Raw genomic sequence first — 24,433 nt, 5'->3', positions numbered from 1 at the left:
GTCCGGTCGGTATCCGGCCTCTTGACGTCCCGTCATCCGGCCGCCCAGGATCACGCCATGACAGGCGCTCACCGCAACACGGTCGACTCCCTCGTACGCCGCAGTGCCCGCAGGTCCCCGGACCGCACCGCCGTCCGCTACGCCGACCGCACCTGGACCTACGCCGAGCTCGACGCGGCCGTCTCCACCGCGGCGGCCGTCCTCGCCGACCACGGCCTCGCACCGGGCGCCCGGGTCGCCGCCTACGGACACAACTCCGACGCGTACCTGATCGCCTTCCTCGCCTGCTCCCGGGCCGGCCTCGTGCACGTCCCGGTCAACCAGAACCTCACCGGCGACGAACTCGCCTACGTCCTCTCCCAGTCGGGCAGCTCCCTGGTCCTCGCCGACCCCGCCCTCGCGTCCCGGCTGCCCGACGGGGTGCCGGTGCGGGCGCTGCGGGAGGGCGACGACTCGCTGCTCGCCGCGCTGTCCGCGCCCCGCCCGTACACACCGGCCCGCGAACCGGCCGCCGAGGATCTCGTCCAGCTCCTCTACACCTCCGGCACCACGGCCCTCCCCAAGGGCGCGATGATGACGCACCGCGCCCTGGTCCACGAGTACGTCAGCGCCATGACCGCGCTCGACCTGCACGCCACGGACCGGCCCGTGCACGCGCTGCCGCTCTACCACTCGGCGCAGATGCACGTCTTCCTGATGCCCTACCTCGCCGTCGGGGCCGAGAACACCATCCTGGACGCGCCCGACGCCGGACGGATCCTCGACCTCGTCGAAGCCGGCCGTGCCGACAGCCTCTTCGCACCGCCCACCGTCTGGATCGGCCTGGCCGGCCACCCGGGCTTCGCGGACCGGGACCTGACCGCCCTGCGCAAGGCGTACTACGGCGCCTCGATCATGCCCGTCCCCGTGCTCGAACGGCTCCGCGCGCGGCTGCCCGGACTCGCCTTCTACAACTGCTTCGGCCAGTCCGAGATCGGCCCGCTCGCCACCGTCCTCGGCCCCGGCGAGCACGAGGGCCGGATGGACTCCTGCGGCAGGCCCGTCCTCTTCGTCGAGGCGAAGGTCGTCGACGAGAAGGGGGAGGAGGCCGCCGACGGCACCCCCGGCGAGGTGGTCTACCGCTCACCGCAGCTCTGCGAGGGCTACTGGGAGAAGCCGGAGGAGACCGAGGAGGCCTTCCGCGGCGGCTGGTTCCACTCGGGCGACCTCGCCGTCCGGGACGCCCAGGGGTACTTCACGGTGGTCGACCGCGTGAAGGACGTCATCAACTCCGGGGGCGTGCTGGTCGCCTCCCGCCAGGTCGAGGACGCCCTCTACACCCATCCCGCCGTCGCCGAGACCGCCGTCGTCGGCCTCCCCGACGAGCGCTGGATCGAGGCCGTGACGGCCGTCGTCGTCACCCGCGAGGAGGTCACCGAGGCGGAACTCATCGCCCACGCCCGCGAACGGCTGCCCCACTTCAAGGCCCCGAAGCGCATCGTCTTCGCCGACTCGCTCCCGCGCAACGCCAGCGGCAAGATCCTCAAGCGCGAGCTGCGGGACCGCTTCGGGGAGGCGTAGCGGGCACGCCGGGCGGCCCCCGGCGCGGACGCCTCCGCTCCGTTTCCGCCGGCCTCGGGCTCCGGTTGCCTCCGGTCGCCTCCTGCCGTCTCCTGCCGGAGCGGGCGGGCTCATGGGGCCGGGGTGCCGTTGACGACGCTGTCACCAACCGCGGACGGGGGCGTCACGTCCGGCGGTCCCGGCGGTCCCGGCGGTCCGAAGGCATCCCCGGCCCGCGTCGGTCTCCTGCGAGTAGAGGAGTTGCGCTCGACGGCCTCCGGTCGTCAGTGTGCAGTGGTGATCGGAACAGAGATCGAACTCCCCCTCGTGGACGGGGTCCTCTCGGCTGTGGACTTCGGCGGCCAGGGCGAGGGTGTGCTGCTCGTCCACGGCAGCGGACACAACGCCGCCGCCTGGGGGGATGTGGCCTCCCGTCTGGTGAGCGAGTGTCATCCGGTCGCCGTCGACCTGCGCGGCCATGGGCAGACCCGGCTCGACTCCACCGGCCCCGAGCAGTACTGGCGGGACATCGGCGGCGTCGTCACCGCGCTGGGCTGGGACCGTCCCGTGCTGGTGGGCCATTCCACCGGCGGGTACGCGGTGGCGGCTGCCACTGCCGGTGGCCTGATGGAACCGGCCGCCCTCTGCATCGTGGACGGCATGGTGCTCGATGACCGCAGCGCGTCACTCGCCGCGCATGCCGCCGCACGGACCACGGAGGCGGCGGACCGCCTGCGGACGATGTTCCGCTACGGCTGGGAAACGGATGCCGACCAGATGCACGCCTATGCCGAGCAGTGCGCGCGGGAGGCCGGAGAGGACTGGCTCAACGCCGGAGCACGGCCCGGACTCGTCGAGGAGGTCACGCGGCGCTCCTTCCTGCACCGCGGCCACCGGTGGGTACGGCGACCGGCCGTCGAGGAGATCGTGACCGTCACCACCGTGGAGCCCGGCGCGGACGTCTTCCCGAGTGCCGAGGTGTACGACCGCCTCACCTGCCCGATGACGATCGTGCTGGCCGAGGACGGTTTCTACGCCTCACGGCGCGACGACGTGCGTGCCGTCGCCGATGCCGCCCCCGGCCGCCGGCTGATCGACATCAGCTCGAACCACAACGTCCCCATGACCCGGCCCGCCGACCTCGCCGCGATCATTCTCGACCTGGTGCGGGACCGGACCTCGGCATCCGGCGGGAACGCCGGCTGATCCCCACCTCACCCCTGCGAGGAGTTGCCGTGGCCGTGAGCGAGATGTCCGTGGCGGACGAGGGCGCCGAGCCGCACGGCATCACCCTGGGACCCGACGGCGCCCTGTGGGCGGCCCTCGGAACGGGAGGGGTCGCGCGCCTCGAACCGTAGCCTCAGGACGGAGAACCGCCCGCGTCGCGGCGCAGGTCCACGATGCGGCGGATCTTGCCGACCGAGCGCTCCAGCGTCTCCGGGTCCACCACCTCGACGGCGACCGAGACGCCGACGCCGTCCTTGACGGCGGCGGTGACCGCGCGGGCGGCCTCGGCCCGCTGGTCGCCCGTCGCCTCCGGCCGCGCCTCCACCCGCACGGTGAGCGCGTCGAGCCGGCCCTCGCGGGTCAGCCGGAGCTGGAAGTGCGGCGCCACGTGCGCGGTCCGCAGCACGATCTCCTCGATCTGGGTCGGGAAGAGGTTCACCCCGCGCAGGATGATCATGTCGTCACTGCGCCCGGTCACCTTCTCCATCCGCCGGAACGCGCGGGCGGTGCCCGGCAGCAGCCGGGTCAGGTCCCGGGTGCGGTAGCGCACGACGGGCATCGCCTCCTTGGTGAGCGAGGTGAACACCAGCTCGCCCTGCTCCCCGTCCGGCAGGACCTCACCGGTGAACGGGTCCACGATCTCGGGGTAGAAGTGGTCCTCCCAGATGTGCAGCCCGTCCTTGGTCTCCACGCACTCCTGCGCGACGCCGGGGCCCATCACCTCCGAGAGCCCGTATATGTCGACCGCGTCGATGGCGAAGCGCTCCTCGATCTCGCGCCGCATCTCCTCCGTCCACGGCTCGGCCCCGAAGACGCCGACCTTCAGCGACGTGCCGCGCGGATCGACGCCCTGGCGCTCGAACTCGTCGAGCAGCGTGAGCATGTACGAGGGCGTCACCATGATGATCTCGGGCCGGAAGTCCTGGATCAGCTGCACCTGGCGCGCCGTCATGCCGCCGGAGGCGGGGACGACCGTGCACCCGAGCCGTTCGGCGCCGTAGTGGGCGCCGAGGCCGCCGGTGAACAGGCCGTACCCGTAGGCGATGTGGACCATGTGGCCGGGGCGGGCCCCGGCCGCCCGCAGGGACCGGGCGACGACGTCCGCCCAGACGTCCAGGTCGCGCTCGGTGTAACCGACGACGGTGGGCCGGCCGGTGGTGCCGCTGGAGGCGTGGATGCGGCGCACCCGCGAGCGGTCCACGGCGAACATGCCGAACGGGTAGTGGTCGCGCAGATCGGTCTTGGCGGTGAACGGGAAGCGCGCCAGGTCCGCGAGCGTGCGGCAGTCCTCGGGGCGCACCCCGGCCTTGTCGAACGCCTCGCGGTAGAAGCCGACGTTGTCGTACGCGTGCCGGAGCGTGCCGCGCAGGCGCTCCAGTTGCAGCGCCCCGAGCTCCTCGCGTCCGAGCCGCTCCGCCGCGTCCAACAGGTCCGTCATGGGCCCACTCCCGTCGCAAACCGGACGACCGATCATTCGGTCGATCTGCTCGGGATCAGTTACTCAGCCGGTGAGGGGCCGCGTCAAGGCATCGGCGGCGCCCGCTGCCCGGCCCGTGCGCGGGCGTCCGGACCGGGGCGGACGCCCGGTGCGCGGGGCGTACGCCGCAATCGGGGCGGACGGGGGCGAATCGCGGGAGGATGGCCGGGGAAGGGAAGGAAGTTGAATCCCGCAGACAAGCGGGGACCAGATCCTGCCGGCCGCCGCCCTGTGCGACCGAACGAAGGAGTCCGTGATGCCGCAGCCCGAGGGAGCCGCGCTGGAGGAGATCCGCGCCCGACGCGGGGAACTGCGCAGCCGCTACCTGCGCGCCCCCGCCGACCGCCCGGTGAGCTCCGCCCGCGGTGTGCACCACGTCGCGTTCATCTGCCGCGACGTCGAGGAGACCATCCGCTTCTACCAGGAGTTCCTCGGCTTCCCCCTGGTGGAGATCGTGGAGAACCGCGACTACCGGGGTTCCACCCACTTCTTCTTCGACATCGGCAACAACAACCTGCTGGGCTTCTTCGACTTCCCCGGCCACGAGCACCCGCCCGCCACCGAGACCGTCGGCGGGGTCCAGCACCTCGCGCTCTCCGTGGACGCCCCGCACTACACGGCCGCCCGGAAGGCGCTCGACGCGGCGGGGGTCGAGTACCTCGGGCCGGACCGGGGCGTGGAGGACAGCCTCTACCTCCACGACCCCAACGGCGTGCCGCTGGAGCTGTACCGCGAGCGGCTCGGCATCTTCGAGGGCGAGCAGATCCTCGGGACGGCGGTCGACGACTGACGCCCGGCCGCCGGTGACGTGAGCCGGCGCCGTGCCCGTGACCCGGCACCCCGGGGCCGTGACCCGTGACCCGTGACCGCGGGCCGGGGTTCCGGGTGCTCGGTGCCCGCCTCCCCGTTCCTGCTGCCGGGGCTGTCGGGTCTGTCGGCCCGGCGGGGCGGTCACGGCCGTCGCCGGCGCACCCGGTGTCACGGGCGGACCGCCCCCGGGGCCGCCGGCGGGCGGGGTTACCGTTCAGGGCATGACCGACCCCGCGCCGCACGCCCTCGTCCTGGCCTTCGTCCTCACCGTCCGCCACGACGGCCACGGGGGAGTCGCCGACGACCTGGCCGGCACCGGGGACCTCGCCTCCTGGATCGGCGAGCACGCCGACGGCCTCGGCGAGGCGGCGGCCGGCACCGCGGTCGACGAGCACGTCCTGGCGGCCGTCCGCGACCTGCGGACGGCGGTGCGTTCCCTGTTCGCCCGCGCCGTGCGCCCCGGCGCGCCGAGCCGTGCGGACGAGGGGCGGCTGCTGCCCGCGGACGCCGCGACGGCCCGGCTCAACGCCGCGGCGGCCGCCGTCCCCGTCGTCCCCGTGCTGCGGTGGCCCGACGACGGCGAGCCCGTGGCCGCCCTGCTCCCCGCGCACGCCCGGAGCGCCGGCGCTCCCGCGGCCGGTCCCACCGCACCGCGCGGACCCGGCGGCGCGGACGGACCCCTGACCGCCGTGCTCGCCCGTGCCGCGATCGACTTCCTCACGGGCCCGGACCGCACCCGGCTGCGCGCGTGCCACGCGCCCCGGTGCGTGCGCTACTTCGTCAAGGACCACCCCCGCCAGGAGTGGTGCAAGCCCGCCTGCGGCAACCGCGCGCGCGTCGCCCGCCACCACGAGCGGCACCGGGCCGCGGACTGACCGGGCGGGAGCCGCCGCTACCCCGGCGCCGTGCCCGTGCCGCCGCCCGCCGCCCCCGCCGTGCCGTTGATCTTCTCGATGGCCTGCCGGGCGTGCTCCCCCGGGGAACGGCCCGTCAGCGAGGAGACCGGCGACCCCACGGGCGACGCGGACACCGGTGGCAGCTGCTGCGTGCGGTCCGCGCTCGCCGGCGGGGCCGGGGACGGCGCCGAGGGGGCGGCCGGACGGAGGCGCAGGCGGTGGCCCGCGGCCTCGTCGAGACTGACCGGCCGCTGCATCCGGGTGGCGAGCCTGCCGGCCTCCCGGCCGAGCGCGGCCACGTCCTCCCAGGCCAGCCGGACGACGAGGCGCAGCTCGGCCTCTCCGTCGGGGAGGGCCTGCAGCGGAGGGCTGACACGGTCGTTCATGGACTCGTCCTCACCTTGTCGGTACCCCGTCCCCGAGGGGCGCTGCTCCCCGCGGACGCCTGATGTGCCCACGAGTACGGCCGTGCGACACCCCGCGTTCACCGGGCGCCGCGCCGGTTCCCCGACCGGCTCCCGCGGGCGTCGGCCCCGACTCGGCCGGGTGCCTCCGGACACGTACCATGGCGGTTATGTCGTTTCTCCGCCGCCGCAGCGCCGCCACTCCCGCGGGTCCGGACTTCGATGTCCTGGCCATGGATCCGGGCGACTGGCCCGGCAATCTGGGCGCCGGTCTGCTGCCCGCTCCCGACGGCACCTGCCAGGGCGTGTTCCTGCGGTACGACCTCTTCGGCGGCCGCGGCCCCGCGATGATCATCGGCAACCTCCCGGAGGGCTCGCCGGCCCGCGAGGTCGAGGAGGGGGAGATCCCCTTCGAGGCGGCCCAGCTGCTGCTCGCCCTGGAGAACGACGAGCCGGTCCACGTCACCGGCGTCGAGGACACCCCGGTGATGCAGGGCGACAACCTGCTCATCGTGCGGCGGGTGAAACTGTCCGAGAGCCGCATCTCCTGTGTGCAGTTCGACCGCAGCGACAACGTCCTCGTCACCATCGCCAGCTGGGACCGGCCGATCACCGACGATCTCTACGCCCTGCTCAAGCCGCTTCCGGCGGAGCTGTTCCAGCAGGCCTGAGCACGCCGTCCGTTCCGCACTGCCCGGGGTGTCGCCCCGGGCAGTTTTCGTTGGCTTCTTGCCAAGTGATTCATCGGACCTCTAGCGTCGGGATCATGAGTGCAGGAGCGTCGGTGATGTCGTCGTGACCACCAACACGGGTGCTGGAGAAGAGCGCGGACCGGTCGGCGGGATGCCCGATGGCGAGGCCGAAGCCGTCCACAGGTCCGATGACTTGCTTCTGTGGTACCGGAAGCCCGCCGCCGACTGGGAGCGCGAGTCGCTGCCCGTGGGCAACGGCGCTCTCGGCGCGAGCGTCCACGGGACGCTCGCGACCGAACGGCTCACCCTCAACGAGAAGACGCTCTGGACCGGCGGTCCCGGCTCCGCGGAGGGCTACGACCACGGCAACGGCGGCGGTGGCGACCACAGCAACGGCGGCGCCGCCGCCCCGGGGCCCCGCGCCCTCGCCCTGGTCCAGGCACGCCTGGACGACGAGGGCAGCCTGACGCCCGCCGAGGCGGCCGCCCGGCTCGGCCGCCCGAAGCGCGGCTACGGCGCGTACCAGGTCCTCGGCGAGCTCCTGTTCACCGTGCCCGACGCCCCCGGCGCACCCGACGCCTCGTACCGGCGCACCCTCGACCTCGCCACCGCCCTGGCCGGGGTCACCTACTCCAGCCAAGGCACCACCTGGACACGCGAGTTCTTCGCGTCCTGGCCCGCCGGAGTGATCGCGGGCCGCTTCGGCGCGGACCGCCCCGGCCGCACCGGCTTCACCCTCCGCCACACCTCGCCGCACCCGGACCGGACGGTCACCGCCGAAGGCGACCGGCTCACCGTCCGCGGCCGCCTCGCCGACAACGGTCTGCGCTTCGAGGCCCAGATCAGGGTGATCGCCCGGGGCGGCACCGTCACCGCGGGAGACGACGGCACGCTCACCGTGCACGGGGCGGACAGCGCGCACTTCGTGCTCGCGGCGGGCACCGACTACGCCGACACCTACCCGTCGTACCGCGGACCCGACCCCCACGACACCGTCACCGCGACCGTCGACGCCGCCGCGGCCCTCCCGTACGAACGGCTGCGGGCCGAGCACACGGCCGACCACGGCGCCCTGTTCGGCCGGGTCTCGCTCGACATCGGACAGCGGCCGCCGGACCTTCCCACCGACGAACTGCTCGCCGCCTGCACCGCGCCCGGCCGGTCCGGCGCGACCGCGGCCGCGGCCGACCGCGCCCTGGAGGCACTGGTCTTCCAGTACGGCCGCTACCTCCTCATCGCCTCCTCGCGGGCCGGCTCGCTGCCCGCCAACCTCCAGGGCGTGTGGAACGACTCCACCCGGCCGCCCTGGGCCGGCGACTACCACACCAACATCAACATCCAGATGAACTACTGGCCCGCCGAGGTCACCGCGCTCCCCGAGACGGCCGTGCCCTACGACCGGTTCGTCGAGGCCCTGCGCGCCCCCGGACGGGTCACCGCACGCGAGATGTTCGGCAGTCCCGGCTGGGTCGTGCACAACGAGACCAATCCGTACGGCTTCACCGGCGTCCACGACTGGGACACCGCGTTCTGGTTCCCCGAGGCCGCGGCCTGGCTCACCCAGCAGCTCTACGAGCACCACCGCTTCTCCGGCTCCACGCGGTACCTGCGCGACACCGCCTACCCGGTGATGAAGGAGGCCGCCGAGTTCTGGCTCGCGGTCCTGCGGACCGATCCGCGCGACGGCACCCTGGTGGTCACCCCCGGATACTCGCCCGAGCACGGCGACTTCACCGCCGGGCCCGCCATGTCGCAGCAGATCGTCCACGACCTGTTCACCAACACCGTGGAGGCCTCGCGCACACTCGGCGACGACCCCGCCTTCCGCCGGCGTGTCGAGGACGCGCTGGAACGGCTCGACCCGGGCCTGCGCATCGGTTCCTGGGGCCAGCTCCAGGAGTGGAAGGCCGACCTCGACGACCCGGCCGACACCCACCGGCACGTGTCCCACCTCTTCGCGCTCCACCCCGGGCGGCAGATCGTCCCGGGCAGCCGGTGGGCACAGGCCGCCGAGGTGTCCCTGGCCGCCCGCGGCGACGGCGGCACCGGCTGGTCCAAGGCGTGGCGGATCAACTTCTGGGCGCGCCTTCACCAGGGCGACCGGGCCCACGCCATGTTCCGCGAACAGCTGAGCGGCTCCACCCTGCCCAACCTCTGGGACAACCATCCGCCGTTCCAGCTCGACGGCAACTTCGGCGCCACCGCGGGCATCGCAGAGATGCTCCTCCAGAGCCACCACGGCGTCATCGAGATCCTGCCGGCCCTGCCGTCCGCCTGGCCCTCGGGCGAGGTGCGCGGTCTGCGGGCGCGCGGCGGGGCCGCCGTGGACATCTCCTGGTCCGGCGGCACGGCCCGCCGGGTCGTGCTCCGAGCGGAGCGCACCGGCACCCTGACCGTGCGCTCCTCGCTCTTCGCCGAGGGGGAGCGGACGCTCACCGTCCGGGCGGGGGACTCCTACACGCTCACCGCCGGCGGATGAGCGGGCGGCCGCCACCGCGCCGCTGAGGTGCCGATCCCGGCAGGAGCGCCGAACCGCCACGGAAGCGAGCCGCCCCGCAGATCCTCCTCCCGGTAACGCCGCGCCTTGCGGTGCCAGTTGAGGATTCCCGCGAGCCAGTCCTCCAGCTCCCGCACCCGGGCGGCGAGCGCCGCCCTCGCCCGGTCGTCCAGGGCGAGGTCCTCGCAGAGCAGCGGCAGCTCGTGCTCCTTCACATGGAGGAACTCCCGCAGCCGCGCGTCCATCAGCCCCTCGGTCATCGCGGCCGCCGTCGGGTAGTCGCAGTCGAAGAACGTCTGCACCACCAGGACCGCGTTGTGGATCTCGCCCTCGTACTCGATCTCCTTCTGGTACGAGAAGAGGTCGTTGAGCAGGCAGGCGTAGTCCATGGCCGCGTGCTCCAGGCCGCGCAGCGGTCCGCCTGCCGCGACCTCCGGGGGCAGGGCGTCCGCCTGCCGCAGCCGGGCGAGGGTCATCGTGAGGTCCGAACCGAACGTCAGGCGCCGCATCTCGATGTAGTCCACCGGGTCGGGCACCCGGTGCTGCGCCGTGTTGTGCAGCTCCCAGAGCCAGCTGTCCAGCATCACGGCCACCGACTCGCGCAGCGCGGCGCGGGCCGTCGGCGTCATCGGCCCCGCCGTGCGCGCCCACAGGTCGGCGAGTCCGCGTTCCATCGGGGTGACGGCGCCCGCGGCGCCCGCCGCCGGGTCGCCGAGCGGCATGCACCCCTTCAGCCGCTCGGTGGCCGCCCTCGCCCCCGCCAGGTCGCGGCCGCGTCCGTAGGCGACGGGGTACCAGTCGTCGCCGTAGGTGCCCCAGGTCAGCCACTGGGACGCGAGGTCCAGTTCCTCGCGGGTGGCGTCGGGGTCCAGTCCGGCCGCGCAGAGCGGCAGGTCGAACCCGGTGAGCCGGGCCTCGTCCCAGATGTCGTTCAGCAGGCCCGTCCGGCTCGCCCAGGCGACGCACGCGGCGCGGGCGGCGTCCAGATGGGGGCTGAGCGTCAGCGGGAACGGCAGCTGCGCCTCCGGCAGGAGCGAGGGCCCCACCGCCCGCGGCCGGTGGGTGAGGGTCCGCAGCCGGGCCGCGGCCGGGCGGCCGAACAGCGTGCGGACACCCTGCGCCGCCGCCCCGAACCGGGGCGGCCCCGGGAGCCGCGCGGTGCCGGGACCTCCCGGCACCGCCGGCGTCTCCTGTGCGCCGCCCCCGTTCATGTAGCGGCTGGACCGCAGATGCCACTCGTGGCCGCCGGACTGCCAGTCCTGGAGGCCCTTGGTGTACGCGGCGACGGCCGCCCACTCGTCCGGGCCGAGGCCCTCCTCCGCGCAGAGCGCCGGGACCTCGGTCAGCGCGGTGTTCTCGAACTGCTGGACCCGGGAGGTCAGCAGATCGTTGACCGCCTCCGCCGCCTCCTGCGTGGTGCAGCCGAGGAAGGTCTCCAGCACCAGCACCCCGTTGCTGTTCTCGCCCTCGTCCTCCACCTCGCGCTGGTAGGAGAACAGGTCGTTGCGCAGGTGCACCGCGTCGGAGAACGTGTCGCGGAGCACCCGCAGCGGCCGGGAGCCCGCCACCGCGGCGGGCACCTCCGCACCCGCCGCGTACTCCACCAGGCCCGCCGACCACGGAGCCCCGCCGACCTTGCGGCGCATCTCGATGTACTCCAGCGGATTGGCGATGCGGCCCTCGTCGATGTTGGACAGCTCCCACATCGACTCGTCCAGCAGGTTCCTCGTCGCCTCGGCGAACCGGACGCGCCACGCGGGGGACATCGCCGGAACCGTGCGCGCCCACAGGTCGGCGAGACCGGCCTCCACGGGGTTGACCGGCTCCGGGACGGCGGCCGTGGAGTCCATCGGCATGAACGCGGGCAGCCGCTCCAGATAGGCCCGGGCGCCCGCCCGGTCCTGCGAGCGCTTGAAGAGCTCCAGGAAGTGGTCGTCGAAGAAGAAGACCCACACGTACCAGTCGGTGACCAGGCTCAGTGCCGCCGCGTCGCAGTCCGGGTGGGTGTACGCGCACAGCAGCGCGTAGTCGTGCGCCTCGAGGTCGCTCTCCTCCCACACGCCGGACCCCTCCAGCATCCCCATCCGCCGGGCCCAGCCGGTGGTGTGCGACCGCGCCTCGGCCGCGTGCGGATTGAGCCGTGCCGGATACGGGACGTAGAAGTCCGGCAGTACGAAGGGCTGTGCCATGTGGATCGAGGGCCTTTCCCCGGGTCACCGCGCGGGCGCGGATGCTGCGTGGTCGGCCCAGCACTACCCCCGCCCGAACGGCCGCACGCACCCGGGCGAATAGTCATACCGGCGCGGTTCCCGAAGAGTGGGGCGGGGCGCCGCCGGACCCCCGTGCGGCGGCACCCCGACCCGGTCATCGCCCGCCCGTCACCTGCGCACCACCTGCACGTCGGCGGCCTTCACGAACGCCACCCGGTGCCCGAACTGGATCTGGACGTACTCCTCCTGACCGCGCACCACCCGGTGCACCGAGGTGTCGAACGTCGGTGCGTACAGGTACTCGCCCGGGGTGCGGTCACCGGCCACGTACCGCTGGCCCGCCCCGAGCGTGTACGGCAGCGGGGAGACCGCCTGGACGGGCACCCCGGCCGGGTACGCCGACGCCTCGGGGTACGCCCTGCCGTACACCGGCACCTGGTCGAGCCCGTCCCTGGGTGTCACCACGACCCCGCGCGAGGCGACCGCGGTGGGCTGGGTGCGCGGGTTGTGGAACCACGCCTTCTGCCCCAGGTACCAGATCGCGGTCCAGTCGCCCCGGCGCTCCGCCACCGCGTACTGCTGGCCCGTCGAGGCCCGGGCGCCCGTGTCGTTGACCCCGTCCGTCGAGGCCGAGCCGTCGGGCCGCAGACCGATGTCCCGTACCAGCGGCGTGTCCTCGCCGGGCCCGGTGTGCAGGCGCACCGCGCCCGAGCCGTGCGGCGCGCAGGCCTCGCCGGCGCGGACGCAGCCCGTGTACAGCGGCCGGTGGGCGTCGTACTCGGGATGGACGGTGACCACCCCGCTGTCCGGTCCCGCGGACGGCGTCAGCGGCCGCCCCAGCAGACGGAAGTAGTGGGCCCAGTCCCAGTACGGGCCGGGGTCCGTGTGCATCCCGCGGATCGTGGCCGTCGTGGTGCCCGGCACGTTGTCGTGACCGATGACGTGCTGCCGGTCCAGCGGGATGTCGAAGCGCTGGGCGAGGTACCGCACCAGCCGGGCCGAGGTGCGGTACATCGCCTCCGTGTACCAGGCGTCCGGGGCCACCAGGAAGCCCTCGTGCTCCAGACCCACCGACTTGGCGTTGACGTACCAGTTCCCGGCGTGCCAGGCGACGTCCTTCAGCGGCACGTGCTGGGCGATGTGCCCGTCGGAGGACCGCAGCGAGTACTGCCACGACACGTACTCGGGGTTCTGCACGAGCTGGAGCGTGGTGTCCCAGGTGGCCTCCGTGTCGTGCACCACGATGTACTCGACCGACTGCGACCTCGGCCGGTCGCCCTTGTCGTGGTTCCCGTAGTCGCCCTCCCCGAACTCCTCGTAGGGCGCCGGGATCCACTCGCACGCCACCGTCCGCGGGCACTCGGTGCGCGAGGAGTCCGCCGTGCGCAGCCCGAGGGCCGCGGCCTGCGACCGGTCGGGCGCCGTGCCGGGCCGGGCCGGGAGCACCACGCGCTGACCGGCGTCGGTGGTCCGCGCCTGGCCCGTGGCGATCACGTCGAACACGTCGTCGGCGTAGACCGTCGCCGTGGCCGTGTCGTCCGCGCCGGAGAAGCGGGCGACCGCCCCGTACCAGTCGCCGGGATCGGCGCTCGCCGGCAACCCCAGGCTCTTCTGGGCGTCGGCCAGCAGCGCCGCGCCGCCGCGCACGTTGGCCGAGACGTCCTCCCGCAGATCCCCGGCCGGGATGCCGGAGAGACCGGCCGCCCGTTCCAGTGTCCGCAGCCGTGCGGGCAGCCGGGCGGGGTCGGGCAGGGCGGCGTCCGCGACCGCGCGCACCGGGCGCGACGCGTCGCCGCGCGCGTCCTCCGTGCCGTGCGAGTGGTGCGGGGCCTCGGCCAGGGCGGTCCGGGCGTCGGTGAGGTGCATCGGTCCGTAGCCGCCGGTGACGCTGGCGGCGCCGCCGTGCCCGTCCCAGCGGGACTGGAGGTACGAGACACCGAGCAGCACGCTCTGCGGCACGCCGTACTCCTCGGCCGCGTCCGCGAACGCGCGCTGGAGCGCGGTCGGCGACTCGGTGCCGCCAGCGGTCGCGGCCGGGCCCGAGGACAGCAGCGGGAGCAGCAGGGCGCCCACGGCCACCGCGGCGCCGGCGGTCCGTGCGCGCGGCGCACGCCGTCGGGGGCGGTCGGGACGTGCGGGGACCGATCCTTGCAATGCAGCCTCCAGAGACGGATGGTGCGCGGCCGGACCCGTACAGGGGTAGCGGTTCGCGGACGATCCGTCAATCAGGCTCCACAACGACAACTGCGCACGTCAGCAACGGTACGGACGGTGTATCGGGCCGGCTTTCGCGGTGACGGGCCCCGGGCCTGCGACGCGTCACAGGCGTGGACCGGTGGAGGACGCACGCGTGCCGTGCGCCCCGGTGCCGACACACCGGGGCGCACGACGCACGGACGCGGGGCCGTCAGCGGGTCCCGACCGCCGCGCGCACCGCCCTGCGGGCGAGCGCGCAGTCGTCGTGCAGCCGCCGCAGCAGCAGCCGCTGCTCCTCTCCCGCGGCCATCCCGGAGGCCGCGGGCTGGGCGGCGGTCACCGGGGCGGCCTCCCGCATGGTGCGCTGCACCGCGGTCTCGTACGTCCGGATCTCCCGCGTCAGCACGATCATCAGGTTGACGAGGAACGCGTCACGCGCCGCCGTGCCCTGCTGCTGTGCCAGCTGGCTGATCTGACGGCGTGCCATCGGGGCGTCGCCGAGCACCGACCAGAGCGTCGCCAGGTCGTATCCGGGCAGGTACCAGCCCGCGTGCTCCCAGTCGACGAGCACCGGACCGGTGGGGGAGAGGAGGATGTTCGAGAGCAGCGCGTCGCCGTGGCAGAACTGCCCCGTCCCCTGCCGTCCGCCCGCCTGGGCGACCCCGTGCAGCAGCTTCTGGAGGTCGCCGAGGTCACGGTCGGTGAAGAGGCCGAGCTCGTGATAGCGGGAGATCCGGGAGCCGTAGTCGAGCGGGGCGTCGAACATCCCCGCGGGCGGGCGCCAGGAGTTGAGGCGGACGACCGCGCCCAGGACGGCCCGCAGGTCCGCCCGGGGCGGCGCCTCCAGCGGATGCCGGCTCAGCGCCGCCGGCCGGCCCGGCATCCGCTCGACGACGAGGGTGCAGTTCTCCGGGTCGGCGGCGATCAGCCGAGGCGCCCGGACCGGCGGCCGGTGCCGTACGAAGGCACGGTAGGAAGCTATTTCGTGCCTCAGGCTCTCGGCCCACGCCGGCGACTGGTCCAGTAAGCACTTGGCCACGGCGGTCGTGCGGCCGGTCGTCCCCACGATCAGCACGGACCGTCCGCTGCGCCGCAGCACCTGGACCGGGTTGAACTCGGGACAGATGCGGTGCACCGACGCCACGGCCTTGCGCAGCTGCGCGCCCTGCGGGCCGGACAGGTCGATCCTCCCGCTGACGGGCTGGCCCACCGGGACCGCGGCCCTGCGGGGCCGGGCGGTCTGCGCGGGCCCGAGGAACGGTCCGGAGCCGGCCGGGACAGCGGTGCGCTGCTGGAGCCGGGAGGGGACGGACACGGAGGACGATGCTGTGTACATGGGAGATACAGATCCCTTCGTGCGCCGACAGGTAGCGTGCGCGCCCCGCCCCATATGCCAGAGGCAGCACCCTGGGGAATGTGCCCCGGCGGACGGGGCGGGGTGGCGCATTCCTACCTGACACCCCGGCGCGGGTGGCACACCATCTGGCGCACCCTGGCGAACCCTGGCGAATAGTCGCCACCCCCATCACGGGCCGTTACTGTCAACTCAGCCGAGAACCTGGGGGCTTGACGTGAGCGGTGAACCCAACACCCGCCTGAACGACCTGTTCGGCCTGGCCGGCTGGTCCAAGGGCGAACTCGCGAGACTCGTGAACCGGCAGGCGGCAGCCATGGGGCATCCGCAGCTGGCGACGGACACCTCGCGCGTGCGGCGCTGGATCGACATGGGGGAGTCCCCCCGCGATCCGGTGCCCAAGGTGCTGGCGGCACTCTTCACCGAGCGGCTCGGTCGTGTCGTGACCATCGAGGACCTCGGGTTCGCGCGGAGCGGGCGAGCAGGCAGGCGGCGGGACGTCCAGGGCGGAAGTGACAACCCTGACGGACTGCCGTGGGCGCCCGACCGTACGGCTGCGGTCCTCACCGAATTCACGGGAATGGACCTCATGCTCAACCGACGCGGCCTGGTGGGCGCGGGAGCGGCGCTCGCCGCCGGATCCGCACTCAGCAGCGCCATGCACGACTGGCTGGGCAGCGACCCCGCCGGCCGGCCCCCCACCCGCCCCTCCGACCTCCTGCACGCCGACTCCGCCGGGTACGACCGCTACGAGGCCGCCCCCATCGGATCGCAGGAGATCGACGCCCTGGAACGCTCGGTCGAAGTCTTCCGCGCCTGGGACGCCGCCCGCGGCGGCGGGCTCCAGCGCAAGGCGGTGGTCGGACAGCTCAACGAGGTGGGCGGCATGCTCGCCTACCGCCACCCCGACCACCTCCAGCGGCGGCTGTGGGGCGTGGCCGCCAACCTCGCCGTCCTCGCCGGCTGGATGTCCCACGACGTCGGCCTCGAACCCACCGCCCAGAAGTACTTCGTCATCGCGGCGCACGCGGCGCGCGAGGGCGGCGACCGGCCCCGCGCGGGCGAGGCGCTCTCCCGTGCCGCACGCCAGATGGTCCACCTGGGCCGCCCGGACGACGCGCTGGACCTGATGAACCTCGCCAGGACCGGCTCGGGGGAGCAGACCCTGCCCCGCACCCAGGCGATGCTGCACACCATCGAGGCGTGGGCGCAGGCGTCCATGGGCCACGGACAGGCGATGCGGCGGACGCTGGGCGAAGCGGAGGAGCTCTTCGTCTCCGACAAGTCCGACGTCCCGCCGCCCAGTTGGATGCAGATGTTCGACGAGGCCGACATGCACGGCATGCAGGCCCTGGCCTACCGCACCCTCGCGGACCACGACCCCTCCGTCGCCGGCATCGCGCAGCAGCACGCCCGGCAGGCGCTGCAGCTGCGCGAAGGCGGACGCCAGCGGTCGAAGATCTTCGACTACATCTCGCTCGCCTCGGCCTGCTTCATCGCGGACGATCCCGAACAGGCGGACCGCTACGCCCGGCTGGCCCTGGTGTCGATGGGGGAGACCTCCTCGCACCGGACATGGGACCGGCTGCGCGAGATGTACCGGCTGACCGGCCAGTACGCGGGGTACGCGAAGATCGAGAACCTGCGCGAGGAGATCCAGCTGGCGATGCCGCAACAGGCGTCGGCCGCGAGGCCCCGGCGCACGGAGACCTGAGGGCGGACGCACGGCGCGACGGAGCGGTCTGCGTCTCCCGGTCCGGTCCGCGGGGACGGGTGCGGGCGTCGCTGGATCCGGTTCGCCGGGACGGGTGCGGGCGTCGCTCCCGGAAGGACCGTCGGCCCGCCGTCGGCGTCAGCTGTCAGGCGGTGACCCGTGCCACCAGTACACAGGCGTCGCCCTCGCGTGCGCCCTGACCGAACTCCTCCACCACGACCCTGACGCATTCCTGTGCGTCCCGGGCCCCGGTGAACCGTGCTGCCAGTGCCGTCAGCCGGTCTGCCGCGTCCCGCTCCGCCGCCGTGCCCGTCAGCCCGTCCGTGTACATGACGAGCAGGTCGCCGGGGAGGAGGGCGACCTCGGCCTCCTCGTACGCGGCGGCGCCGGTCGCGCCGAGCAGGACGCCGTCCAGCGTCGTGAGCGCACACCCCGTCCCGTCGCGGAACAGCAGGGGGGCGGGGTGCCCCGCCTGCGCCCGGCTCAGCACGCGGGTGACGGGGTCGTAGCGGCAGCACAGCGCGCTGCCCAGGGCCGGCTGGGGAGCCGTGTCCAGCAGGTGGTTGAGGTGGGACATCAGCTGCCCCGGCCGGATGCCGGCGACGGCCATGCCGCGCACCGCGCCGAGCAGCACGGCCATCGAGGAGGTCGCCGTGACGCCGTGGCCGGTGAGGCCGCCGACGCTCAGCAGGGATTCCCCGCCGGGCAGCTGGAGCGCGTCGTACCAGTCGCCGCCGATGAGCGCGCCGTTCGCGGACGGCAGGTAGTGGGCGGCGACGTCGAGGGAGGCAGGGCCGGCCACGGGGAGCTGGAGGGACCCGCGCCACGGGGGCAGCACCGCCTCCTGCATCTCCACGGCGAGCCGGCGTTCGGTCAGTTCGGCGTGGCGGCGGCGCTGGAACGAGTCCTGGCTCTCGCGCACCGCCCGCTGGCTGCGGCGCAGTTCGCTGACGTCGCGCACGACGGCCCACATCGACGCGGTGCAGCCGTCCGCGTCGAGGACCGGTTCGCCCATCATGTGCACGGTGCGCAGCCGGCCGTCGGGCCGCACGACGCGGAACTCCTCGTCGATGGGCCGCCCGTCGACCAGGCAGTCCGTCACCACGGTGGTCAGCAGCCCCTGGTCCTCGGCGAAGACGAGGGACGGCAGTTCGTCGAGGGACATCGCTCCGCCCGCCGGGTCGCGCCCGAGGATCTGGAACAGCTCGTCGGACCAGCTGACCTCGTCCGTCAGCAGGTTCCACTCGGCGCTGCCGACCCGGCTCAGCAGCGAGCCCGGCCGGGCGGCCTCGTCGGCCGCGTACTCGGCGAGTACGTCGTCGGAGGCATCGGCGGCGTCGGTGGCGGAGGCGGGTTCCCCTTCCCTGAGCTGGTCCAAGTGGCTGCCGAGGTCGTCGAGCTGATGGACCGCCAGGTCGCACAGCGCCCGCTGCCAGCGGCCCCGGGGGTCGTCCTGTGCCTCCGTGCCACGGCGCACCGCCTCCAGATCTCCGCGGAGTCTGCGCGTACGCGTGATCAGGGCGTCCATGGCGCCGCGCTCGGGCGGCTGGGCGGGACGGTCCGCGAACACATGGGACGGCATCTGGTACTCCGATACAGGGCGCGGCCACGGCCAGGTCTCGAACAGGGACCGTGTACGACTGTTGCACAGGCGGCGAAGGGCCGTAAGCCATTTGGCAACACTCGATCCGGTGGTGCCTTTGACATATGCCACCGGCCCTCGGTCGGTCGCCAGTCTGTTCGTGCGATCCGTTCGCACGCGGTGCCGACGGCCTCGAACTGCTGCACGGGCCAGGAGCCGGCACCGGGCGGAGTCCCCCGCTCCGGTGCGGCAGGATGGACGCCATGACTGAGATCCGCACCCCCCGCCTGCTGCTGCGCCGCTGGGACGATTCCGACCTCGCCGCCCTGGCGGACCTCCACGCCGACCCCCGGGTCATGCGGTGGATCGGCGACGGGTCGGTGCTCGACGCCGATGCGGCGGCGGAGACGATCGAGCGGTGGGAGGAGGAGTGGGACGACGAGGGCTTCGGCGTCTTCGCCGTCGAACTCCTCGCCTCGGGCGAGCTCGCCGGAGCCGTCGGCCTGACCGTCCCCGCCCAGCTGCCGGACCTCGGGCACGAGGTGGCGGTCGAGTGGCGACTTGGACCGCAGTTCCGGGGGCAGGGATACGCCTCGGAGGCGGCGCACGCCACCCTGGAGTTCGCCCTCCAGGACCGCGGTCTGGAGCGGGTCGTCGCCGTCCTCCGGGTGGGTGACACCGCGTCGGAGAACGTCGCCCGCAAGCTGGGCATGACGTTCGAACGCGAGACGGAGCACCCGGAGCTCGGCTTCCCCCTGCGGATCCTCGCCATCGACCTCACCGAGTTCGAGGCGTAGGCCCTTCGCCCGCACCGGGGCACGCGAGCCCGTCGGGATCCGGACGGGAGGCCCGGCCGGCGACGCCCCCGGCCCACCGGCCGGCAGCCGCCCGCGACGGCCCCGGCCGGGCTGTCAGTGGTGGGCGGCAGGATGGAGCCATGACGACTTCACCTGCCGTTTCCGCGGCTCCCGCGGCCGTGATCGCCGACGCCGCCGCCTATGCGGAAGCGGTCGCGACCGCCTCCCGCGCCGCCGCCGCGTACTACGCGACGGGCGAGAGCGCCCTCGACGACGACGCCTACGACCGTCTCGCCCGGGGCATCGCCGCCTGGGAGGCGGCCCACCCGGAGGAGGTCGCCGCCGACTCGCCCACGGGCAAGGTCGCGGGGGGCGCGGCCGTCGGGGACGTGCCGCACACCGTCCCCATGCTCTCCCTGGACAACGTCTTCTCCGCCGAGCAGCTGACCGCCTGGACGGCCTCCCTGGAGCGCCGCATCGGGCGGACCGTCGCCGCGTGGAGCGTCGAGCCCAAGCTCGACGGCCTCGCCGTGGCCGCCCGGTACGAGGACGGCCGGCTCACCCGGCTGATCACCCGGGGCGACGGCACGGCGGGCGAGGACGTCTCGCACGCCGTGGGCACGGTGATCGGGCTGCCCGACGCGCTCGCCGAGCCGGTCACCCTGGAGATACGCGGCGAAGTGCTGATGACCCAGGAGCAGTTCGAGCAGGCCAACGCCGCCCGCACCGCCCACGGAGCCGCCCCGTTCGCCAACCCGCGCAACGGCGCGGCCGGCACCCTGCGCGCCAGGGACCGCGCCTACCGGGTGGAGATGACGTTCTTCGGCTACGGGGCGCTCGCCCTGCCCGGCACCGCCCCCGGCCTGGCCGCCCGTCTCGCCGAGCTGCCGCACAGCGCCGTCATGGCCGAGGTCGTCCGGCTCGGCGTGCACACCGCCGCGACCACGGAGGTCGCCCCGCGGGTGGTGGCCGCGGCCGAGGACGTCCCGGCCAGGATCGAGGAGATCGCGGCGGCCCGCCCCGGGCTGCCGTTCGGCATCGACGGCATCGTCGTCAAGGCGGACCCCGCGGCGGACCGGGCCGAGGCCGGGTCGGGCTCACGGGCCCCGCGGTGGGCCGTCGCCTACAAGCTGCCCGCGGTGGAGAAGGTGACCACCCTCCTCGGCGTGGAGTGGAACGTCGGGCGCACCGGCGTCATCGCGCCGCGCGCGGTCCTGGAGCCCGTCGAGATCGACGGGTCGACCGTCACCTACGCCACCCTTCACAACCCCGCGGACATCACCCGCCGCGACCTGCGGATCGGTGACCGGGTCATGGTCCACAAGTCGGGCGACATCATCCCGCGCGTCGAGGCGCCGGTCGCGCACCTGCGCACGGGCGCCGAGCGGGCGGTCGAGTTCCCGTCCGTCTGCCCGCAGTGCGGCTCGGGCATCGACACCTCCGAGCAGCGCTGGCGCTGCGAACGCGGCCGCGACTGCCGGGTGGTGGCCTCCGTCTCGTACGCGGCGGGCCGCGACCAGCTGGACATCGAGGGTCTCGGCACCACCCGTGTCGTCCAGTTGGTGGACGCCGGGCTGGTGTCGGACCTGGCGGACCTGTTCCTGCTGACCCGGGAGCAGCTGCTGACCCTGGACCGGATGGGCGGGACCAGCACCGACAACCTGCTCGCCGCTATCGAGGGCGCGAAGGGGCGGCCGCTGTCGCGGGTGTTCTGCGCCCTCGGGGTGCGCGGCACCGGGCGCTCCATGTCCCGCCGCATCGCACGGCACTTCGCGGACATGGAGCACATACGGGCCGCGGACGCCGAGGCGTTGCAGGGTGTCGAGGGCATCGGCGCGGAGAAGGCGCGGACGGTCGTGGCGGAACTGGCCGGACTGGCCCCGCTGATCGACCGTCTGGTCGCCGCCGGGGTCAACATGACCGAGCCGGGCGCCACGCCGCCCGCGCCGCCCGCGGCGGACGGCACCGGCGGCACGGACGGCGGCGGTCCGGGGGAGGAGGCGCGGGAGCCCGCGGCCGCCGGTCCGCTGGCCGGCGCGGCCGTCGTGGTCACCGGGGCGATGACCGGCGCCCTGGAGAAGCTCTCCCGCAACCAGATGAACGAGCTCGTCGAGCGCGCCGGCGGCAGGTCCTCGTCCAGTGTCTCCAAGCGCACCACGCTGCTGGTCGCCGGTGAGGGAGCGGGCTCGAAGCGGGAGAAGGCGGCGCAGCTGGGCATCAGGATCGTCACGCCCGACGAGTTCGCCGCGACGGTGGCGGACTTCCTTCCCCCGGCGTCCTGAGCCCGGTTCCGCTCCCGTGCCGGGACCCCGGCACGGGAGCGGGCCGCGTGACCGGCGGGCGGAACCGGTCACGCCCGCCCGGGGCGCGCGCCGGGACGCCCCGCCGGCCTCAGGCGTGGCGGTCGTAGACCTCGCGGTGGAGGAAGGCCAGCTGCGCACGCTTCTCGGGCTTGTCGATCACGGGCCCGAGGACGAAGCCGGAGCGGACCATCCGCTCGATCGCCTTCTCGTTGGCGGCGTCGGGCTCCACGACGACGCGCAGGTTCTTCTCGTCGCCGAAGCAGTACGCCATCAGCACCTGCATCAGGGCCCAGGTGAAGCCCGGACGGCCCTCCCCGGCCGCGGGGGCCAGCAGCAGATGGACGCCGAAGTCCCCGGGCTCGACGTCGTAGCACTCGCCGACCGGGTCGGCGTCCGGCTCGTACGTCTGGAACAGCGCGGCAGGCTCCCCGTCGAGAAGGACCAGGAAGGCGTGGTGGGTGGGCAGGGAGTCCACGAACTCGTAGATCTCCCGCACCTGCTCGCGGGTGTGCCCGAGCATGCCCCAGAAGCGGGCCCGCTCCTCGGTGACCCAGCCGTGGACGGTGTCGAGGTCGGCGACCGGGTCCAGCGGGAGGACGCGGACGGTGCCGAAGCCGTCGGCGTGCTGCTCGTGCACGGCCTCGCGGGGACGGGCTTCGGACGCGGTCATCTGCTTCTCCTCGGTCAGGCGGTCCCAGTCGGTGATCACCGGGACGAGTTCTCCGGCCGCCCACCGGGGCAGCTGGTCACGCTGGTGGGGGTCGCCCGGGACGCCCGACGCGCCGAGCGGGACGATCCACAGGCTGTCCTCGCGGCGTGCCAGGTCCCACACGTAGCGGGCGGCGGGGCCCCGGGCGCTCAGGTCGGTGATGCCCGGGACGCTGGAGGTGGACAGCACGCAGTCGAAGTCCCCGGGCAGGGCGGGCCATCCGCCCTCCGGCGGGTCGGGGAGTGCCTGCCACGGGGCGAGCCGGTGGGTGTCGCCCCAGACCCCGGTGCCGAGGACGGCCGCCTCCTCGGCCGCCTCGCGCACGAGCCGCGGGGCGTCGAGCCCGGGCAGCGCGTCGGGGGCGAGCAGCCGTTCCAGTGCGTAGGCGACGCGGGGCACCAGGGCGAGCCAGGGGCGGAAGACCTCGGGCAGCGGGGAGGCGGCGGCCAGGGGCGCGAGGACGGGCAGGGCCGCCACCCGGCGCACCGCGGCGGAGCGCAGGGCCGCGAACGCGGCGGCCTCCTCGCTGTCCACGGCCATGTGCCGGTCCCAGGCGAGCAGCCGCTCGCGCAGCCGGGCCGCCGCAGGGGAGAGGCCGCCGAGTCCGGCGAGGAGGGCGATCAGCGGCTCGGCCGAGCCCAGCCGGGTGTCCGTGTGGATGCCGGCCATGCCCGGACCCGTCCAGGCCGTGCCGGCGTCCAGGAGTTCGCGGATCCTGGCGGCCCGGTGGCGGGGGGCGAACTCGACGCCGAGCGGGGCGGCGATGCCGCGCTGGTTGGCCATGACGGCGACACCGTCGACGGCCGCCCGCGGCATCGTCTCGTATGTGCCGGTCCAGGCGTGGCGCGCCTCCCAGGCGGGGACCACCCGGATCCGGTTGAGGTGGTGGCGGCGCGGCACCCGGCCGGCCACCCGGTGGAGCAGCCCGCCACCGGTGTCCGCGGCCTGGACGACGTTGACGGGTTCGACCCAGCGGTCCACCGCCCGGTCCACGTCCTCGACGGTCCGTGCGCGCAGCAGAGCGGGGAGCGCGTCGAAGCCGATGTCGCCGTCGGCACGGGCGGGGCAGCGCAGGCTGATGGCCTCGCCGGAGTCGGCGTCCCAGGCGACGACCGGGCCGCGTTCGGTCTCCACGACCTCCACGGTGACGGGGTCCTGGCCGGCGACCTCGACGACCTCCGCGTGCACCGCGGCCGGGCGCCAGCCGTCGGGCCCGAACGCCTCCACGTGCGGGCCCCGTCTTCGCAGGCGCTCCCGGTAGAGGTCCTGGTAGTCGGCCATGGCGTTGGTGATCGCCCAGGCGACCGAGCCGGTGTGGCCGAAGTGGGCGATGCCCGGGACGCCGGGCACGGCGAGCCCGACGACGTCGAACTCGGGGCAGGCCAGCCGGATCTGCTGGTAGATGCCCGGGTCCTCGATGAAGCGGTGCGGATCTCCGGCGATCAGCGCGGCCCCGGACGCGGTGCGGTCACCGGGCACCAGCCAGCCGTTGCTGCCCGCGGTGCCGGGGCCGTCGGTGGCGAAGAGGCAGGCGGCGTCGTCGCCGAGGACCCGTGCCACCTCCTCGCGCCAGAGCTTGGTCGGGAATCCGGCGAACAGGATGTGGGTCGACAGCCAGGCCGCGATCGGCGTCCACACCTCCCACCGGCCGGGCGCGAGGCCGGTGGCGGTGAACTGCGGCGCCCGGGCGGCCCCTGCGGGGAGACCGTCGTTGACGCCGTCGACGTACCGGGCGATCCAGGCGGCCGTCTCCTCGGAGAGGGAGGCGTGGCAGCGCCGGGCCGTGTCCTCGATGCGCGACATCCGGGCGAACCGGTCCCAGGGGAGGGCGTCGGCGCCCAGGAAGGCGGCGGAGGTCCCCTGAGCGCGGTGCCGGTCGACCTCCAGTTGCCAGGCGCGGTCGACGGCCGCGTTGTGCCCCTGGGCGTAGGCGAGTTCCCCGGGGCTGTCGGCCCTCAGATGCGGGATGCCCCAGGGGTCCCGGAAAAGCGCTCTGTTCACACTGAATCCCACTCTTTAGGTTAGG

Annotated in this window: 16 protein-coding genes; 9 read left to right on the top strand and 7 right to left on the bottom strand. The window is 74.1% G+C overall.

The window, feature by feature from the left end:
* Positions 1-57: 57 nt before the first annotated feature.
* Positions 58-1,560, top strand: coding sequence for an acyl-CoA synthetase (locus IAG43_RS02260; RefSeq protein ID WP_187739063.1), 1,503 nt, complete (start codon positions 58-60; stop codon positions 1,558-1,560).
* A gap of 276 nt (positions 1,561-1,836) precedes the next feature.
* Positions 1,837-2,745 (top strand): alpha/beta fold hydrolase, encoded by a 909-nt coding sequence (locus IAG43_RS02255; RefSeq protein WP_187739062.1) that lies wholly within the window; start codon positions 1,837-1,839, stop codon positions 2,743-2,745.
* A 154-nt stretch (positions 2,746-2,899) separates the two neighbouring features.
* Here IAG43_RS02255 and paaK read toward each other — a convergent pair whose 3' ends face one another.
* Positions 2,900-4,204: a phenylacetate--CoA ligase PaaK gene (gene paaK / locus IAG43_RS02250; protein ID WP_187739061.1), complete on the bottom strand. Its 1,305-nt coding sequence runs from the start codon at positions 4,202-4,204 to the stop codon at positions 2,900-2,902.
* Between the two features lie 295 nt (positions 4,205-4,499).
* Here paaK and IAG43_RS02245 point away from each other — a divergent pair, with 295 nt between their 5' ends.
* On the top strand, positions 4,500-5,033 hold the full coding sequence (locus IAG43_RS02245; RefSeq protein ID WP_187739060.1) for a VOC family protein: 534 nt from the start codon (positions 4,500-4,502) through the stop codon (positions 5,031-5,033).
* Between the two features lie 241 nt (positions 5,034-5,274).
* On the top strand, positions 5,275-5,928 hold the full coding sequence (locus IAG43_RS02240) for a CGNR zinc finger domain-containing protein (protein ID WP_187739059.1): 654 nt from the start codon (positions 5,275-5,277) through the stop codon (positions 5,926-5,928).
* A 17-nt stretch (positions 5,929-5,945) separates the two neighbouring features.
* Here IAG43_RS02240 and IAG43_RS02235 read toward each other — a convergent pair whose 3' ends face one another.
* Positions 5,946-6,335, bottom strand: a complete 390-nt coding sequence (locus IAG43_RS02235) for a hypothetical protein (RefSeq protein ID WP_187739058.1) — start codon at positions 6,333-6,335, stop codon at positions 5,946-5,948.
* 188 nt (positions 6,336-6,523) lie between these two features.
* Between IAG43_RS02235 and IAG43_RS02230 the strand changes: the two genes are divergently transcribed.
* Positions 6,524-7,024, top strand: coding sequence for a hypothetical protein (locus IAG43_RS02230; RefSeq protein ID WP_147991239.1), 501 nt, complete (start codon positions 6,524-6,526; stop codon positions 7,022-7,024).
* Between the two features lie 172 nt (positions 7,025-7,196).
* Complete coding sequence (locus IAG43_RS02225) at positions 7,197-9,524, top strand: glycoside hydrolase family 95 protein (protein WP_187739057.1); 2,328 nt, start codon at positions 7,197-7,199, stop codon at positions 9,522-9,524.
* On the opposite strand, the gene IAG43_RS02220 is transcribed toward IAG43_RS02225, so the two are convergent.
* From IAG43_RS02220 to IAG43_RS02210, 3 genes are all read right to left on the bottom strand, one after another.
* Complete coding sequence (locus IAG43_RS02220; RefSeq protein WP_187739056.1) at positions 9,500-11,731, bottom strand: terpene synthase family protein; 2,232 nt, start codon at positions 11,729-11,731, stop codon at positions 9,500-9,502. The genes IAG43_RS02225 and IAG43_RS02220 overlap by 25 nt on opposite strands.
* 189 nt (positions 11,732-11,920) lie before the next feature.
* Positions 11,921-13,906 carry an N-acetylmuramoyl-L-alanine amidase gene (locus IAG43_RS02215; protein WP_187739055.1) on the bottom strand — a complete coding sequence of 662 codons (1,986 nt, stop codon included), beginning with the start codon at positions 13,904-13,906 and terminating at the stop codon, positions 11,921-11,923.
* Positions 13,907-14,159: 253 nt separating this feature from the next.
* Entirely contained in the window at positions 14,160-15,284 is a 1,125-nt protein-coding gene (locus IAG43_RS02210; protein ID WP_187739054.1) for an aminoglycoside phosphotransferase family protein, read from the bottom strand.
* A 235-nt stretch (positions 15,285-15,519) separates the two neighbouring features.
* Between IAG43_RS02210 and IAG43_RS02205 the strand changes: the two genes are divergently transcribed.
* Positions 15,520-17,016 carry a DNA-binding protein NsdB gene (locus IAG43_RS02205; RefSeq protein WP_187739053.1) on the top strand — a complete coding sequence of 499 codons (1,497 nt, stop codon included), beginning with the start codon at positions 15,520-15,522 and terminating at the stop codon, positions 17,014-17,016.
* 145 nt (positions 17,017-17,161) lie between these two features.
* Here the strand turns inward: IAG43_RS02205 and IAG43_RS02200 are convergent, their stop codons facing one another.
* Complete coding sequence (locus IAG43_RS02200) at positions 17,162-18,598, bottom strand: PP2C family protein-serine/threonine phosphatase (RefSeq protein ID WP_187739052.1); 1,437 nt, start codon at positions 18,596-18,598, stop codon at positions 17,162-17,164.
* A gap of 263 nt (positions 18,599-18,861) precedes the next feature.
* Here IAG43_RS02200 and IAG43_RS02195 point away from each other — a divergent pair, with 263 nt between their 5' ends.
* Together IAG43_RS02195 and ligA are read left to right on the top strand one after the other, a co-directional pair.
* Entirely contained in the window at positions 18,862-19,395 is a 534-nt protein-coding gene (locus IAG43_RS02195; protein ID WP_187739051.1) for a GNAT family N-acetyltransferase, read from the top strand.
* Positions 19,396-19,535: 140 nt separating this feature from the next.
* A complete protein-coding gene (ligA, locus tag IAG43_RS02190; protein ID WP_187739050.1) occupies positions 19,536-21,677 on the top strand; it encodes an NAD-dependent DNA ligase LigA in 2,142 nt (713 codons plus the stop codon).
* A 109-nt stretch (positions 21,678-21,786) separates the two neighbouring features.
* On the opposite strand, the gene IAG43_RS02185 is transcribed toward ligA, so the two are convergent.
* Positions 21,787-24,408 (bottom strand): GNAT family N-acetyltransferase, encoded by a 2,622-nt coding sequence (locus IAG43_RS02185; RefSeq protein WP_187739049.1) that lies wholly within the window; start codon positions 24,406-24,408, stop codon positions 21,787-21,789.
* Between the last annotated feature and the right edge of the window lie 25 nt (positions 24,409-24,433).

The sequence above is a fragment of the Streptomyces genisteinicus genome, assembly GCF_014489615.1.
Classification (GTDB): domain Bacteria; phylum Actinomycetota; class Actinomycetes; order Streptomycetales; family Streptomycetaceae; genus Streptomyces; species Streptomyces genisteinicus.
The sequence above is the reverse complement of the archived record's forward strand: the minus strand, read 5'-3'. Positions and strand labels throughout refer to the sequence as shown.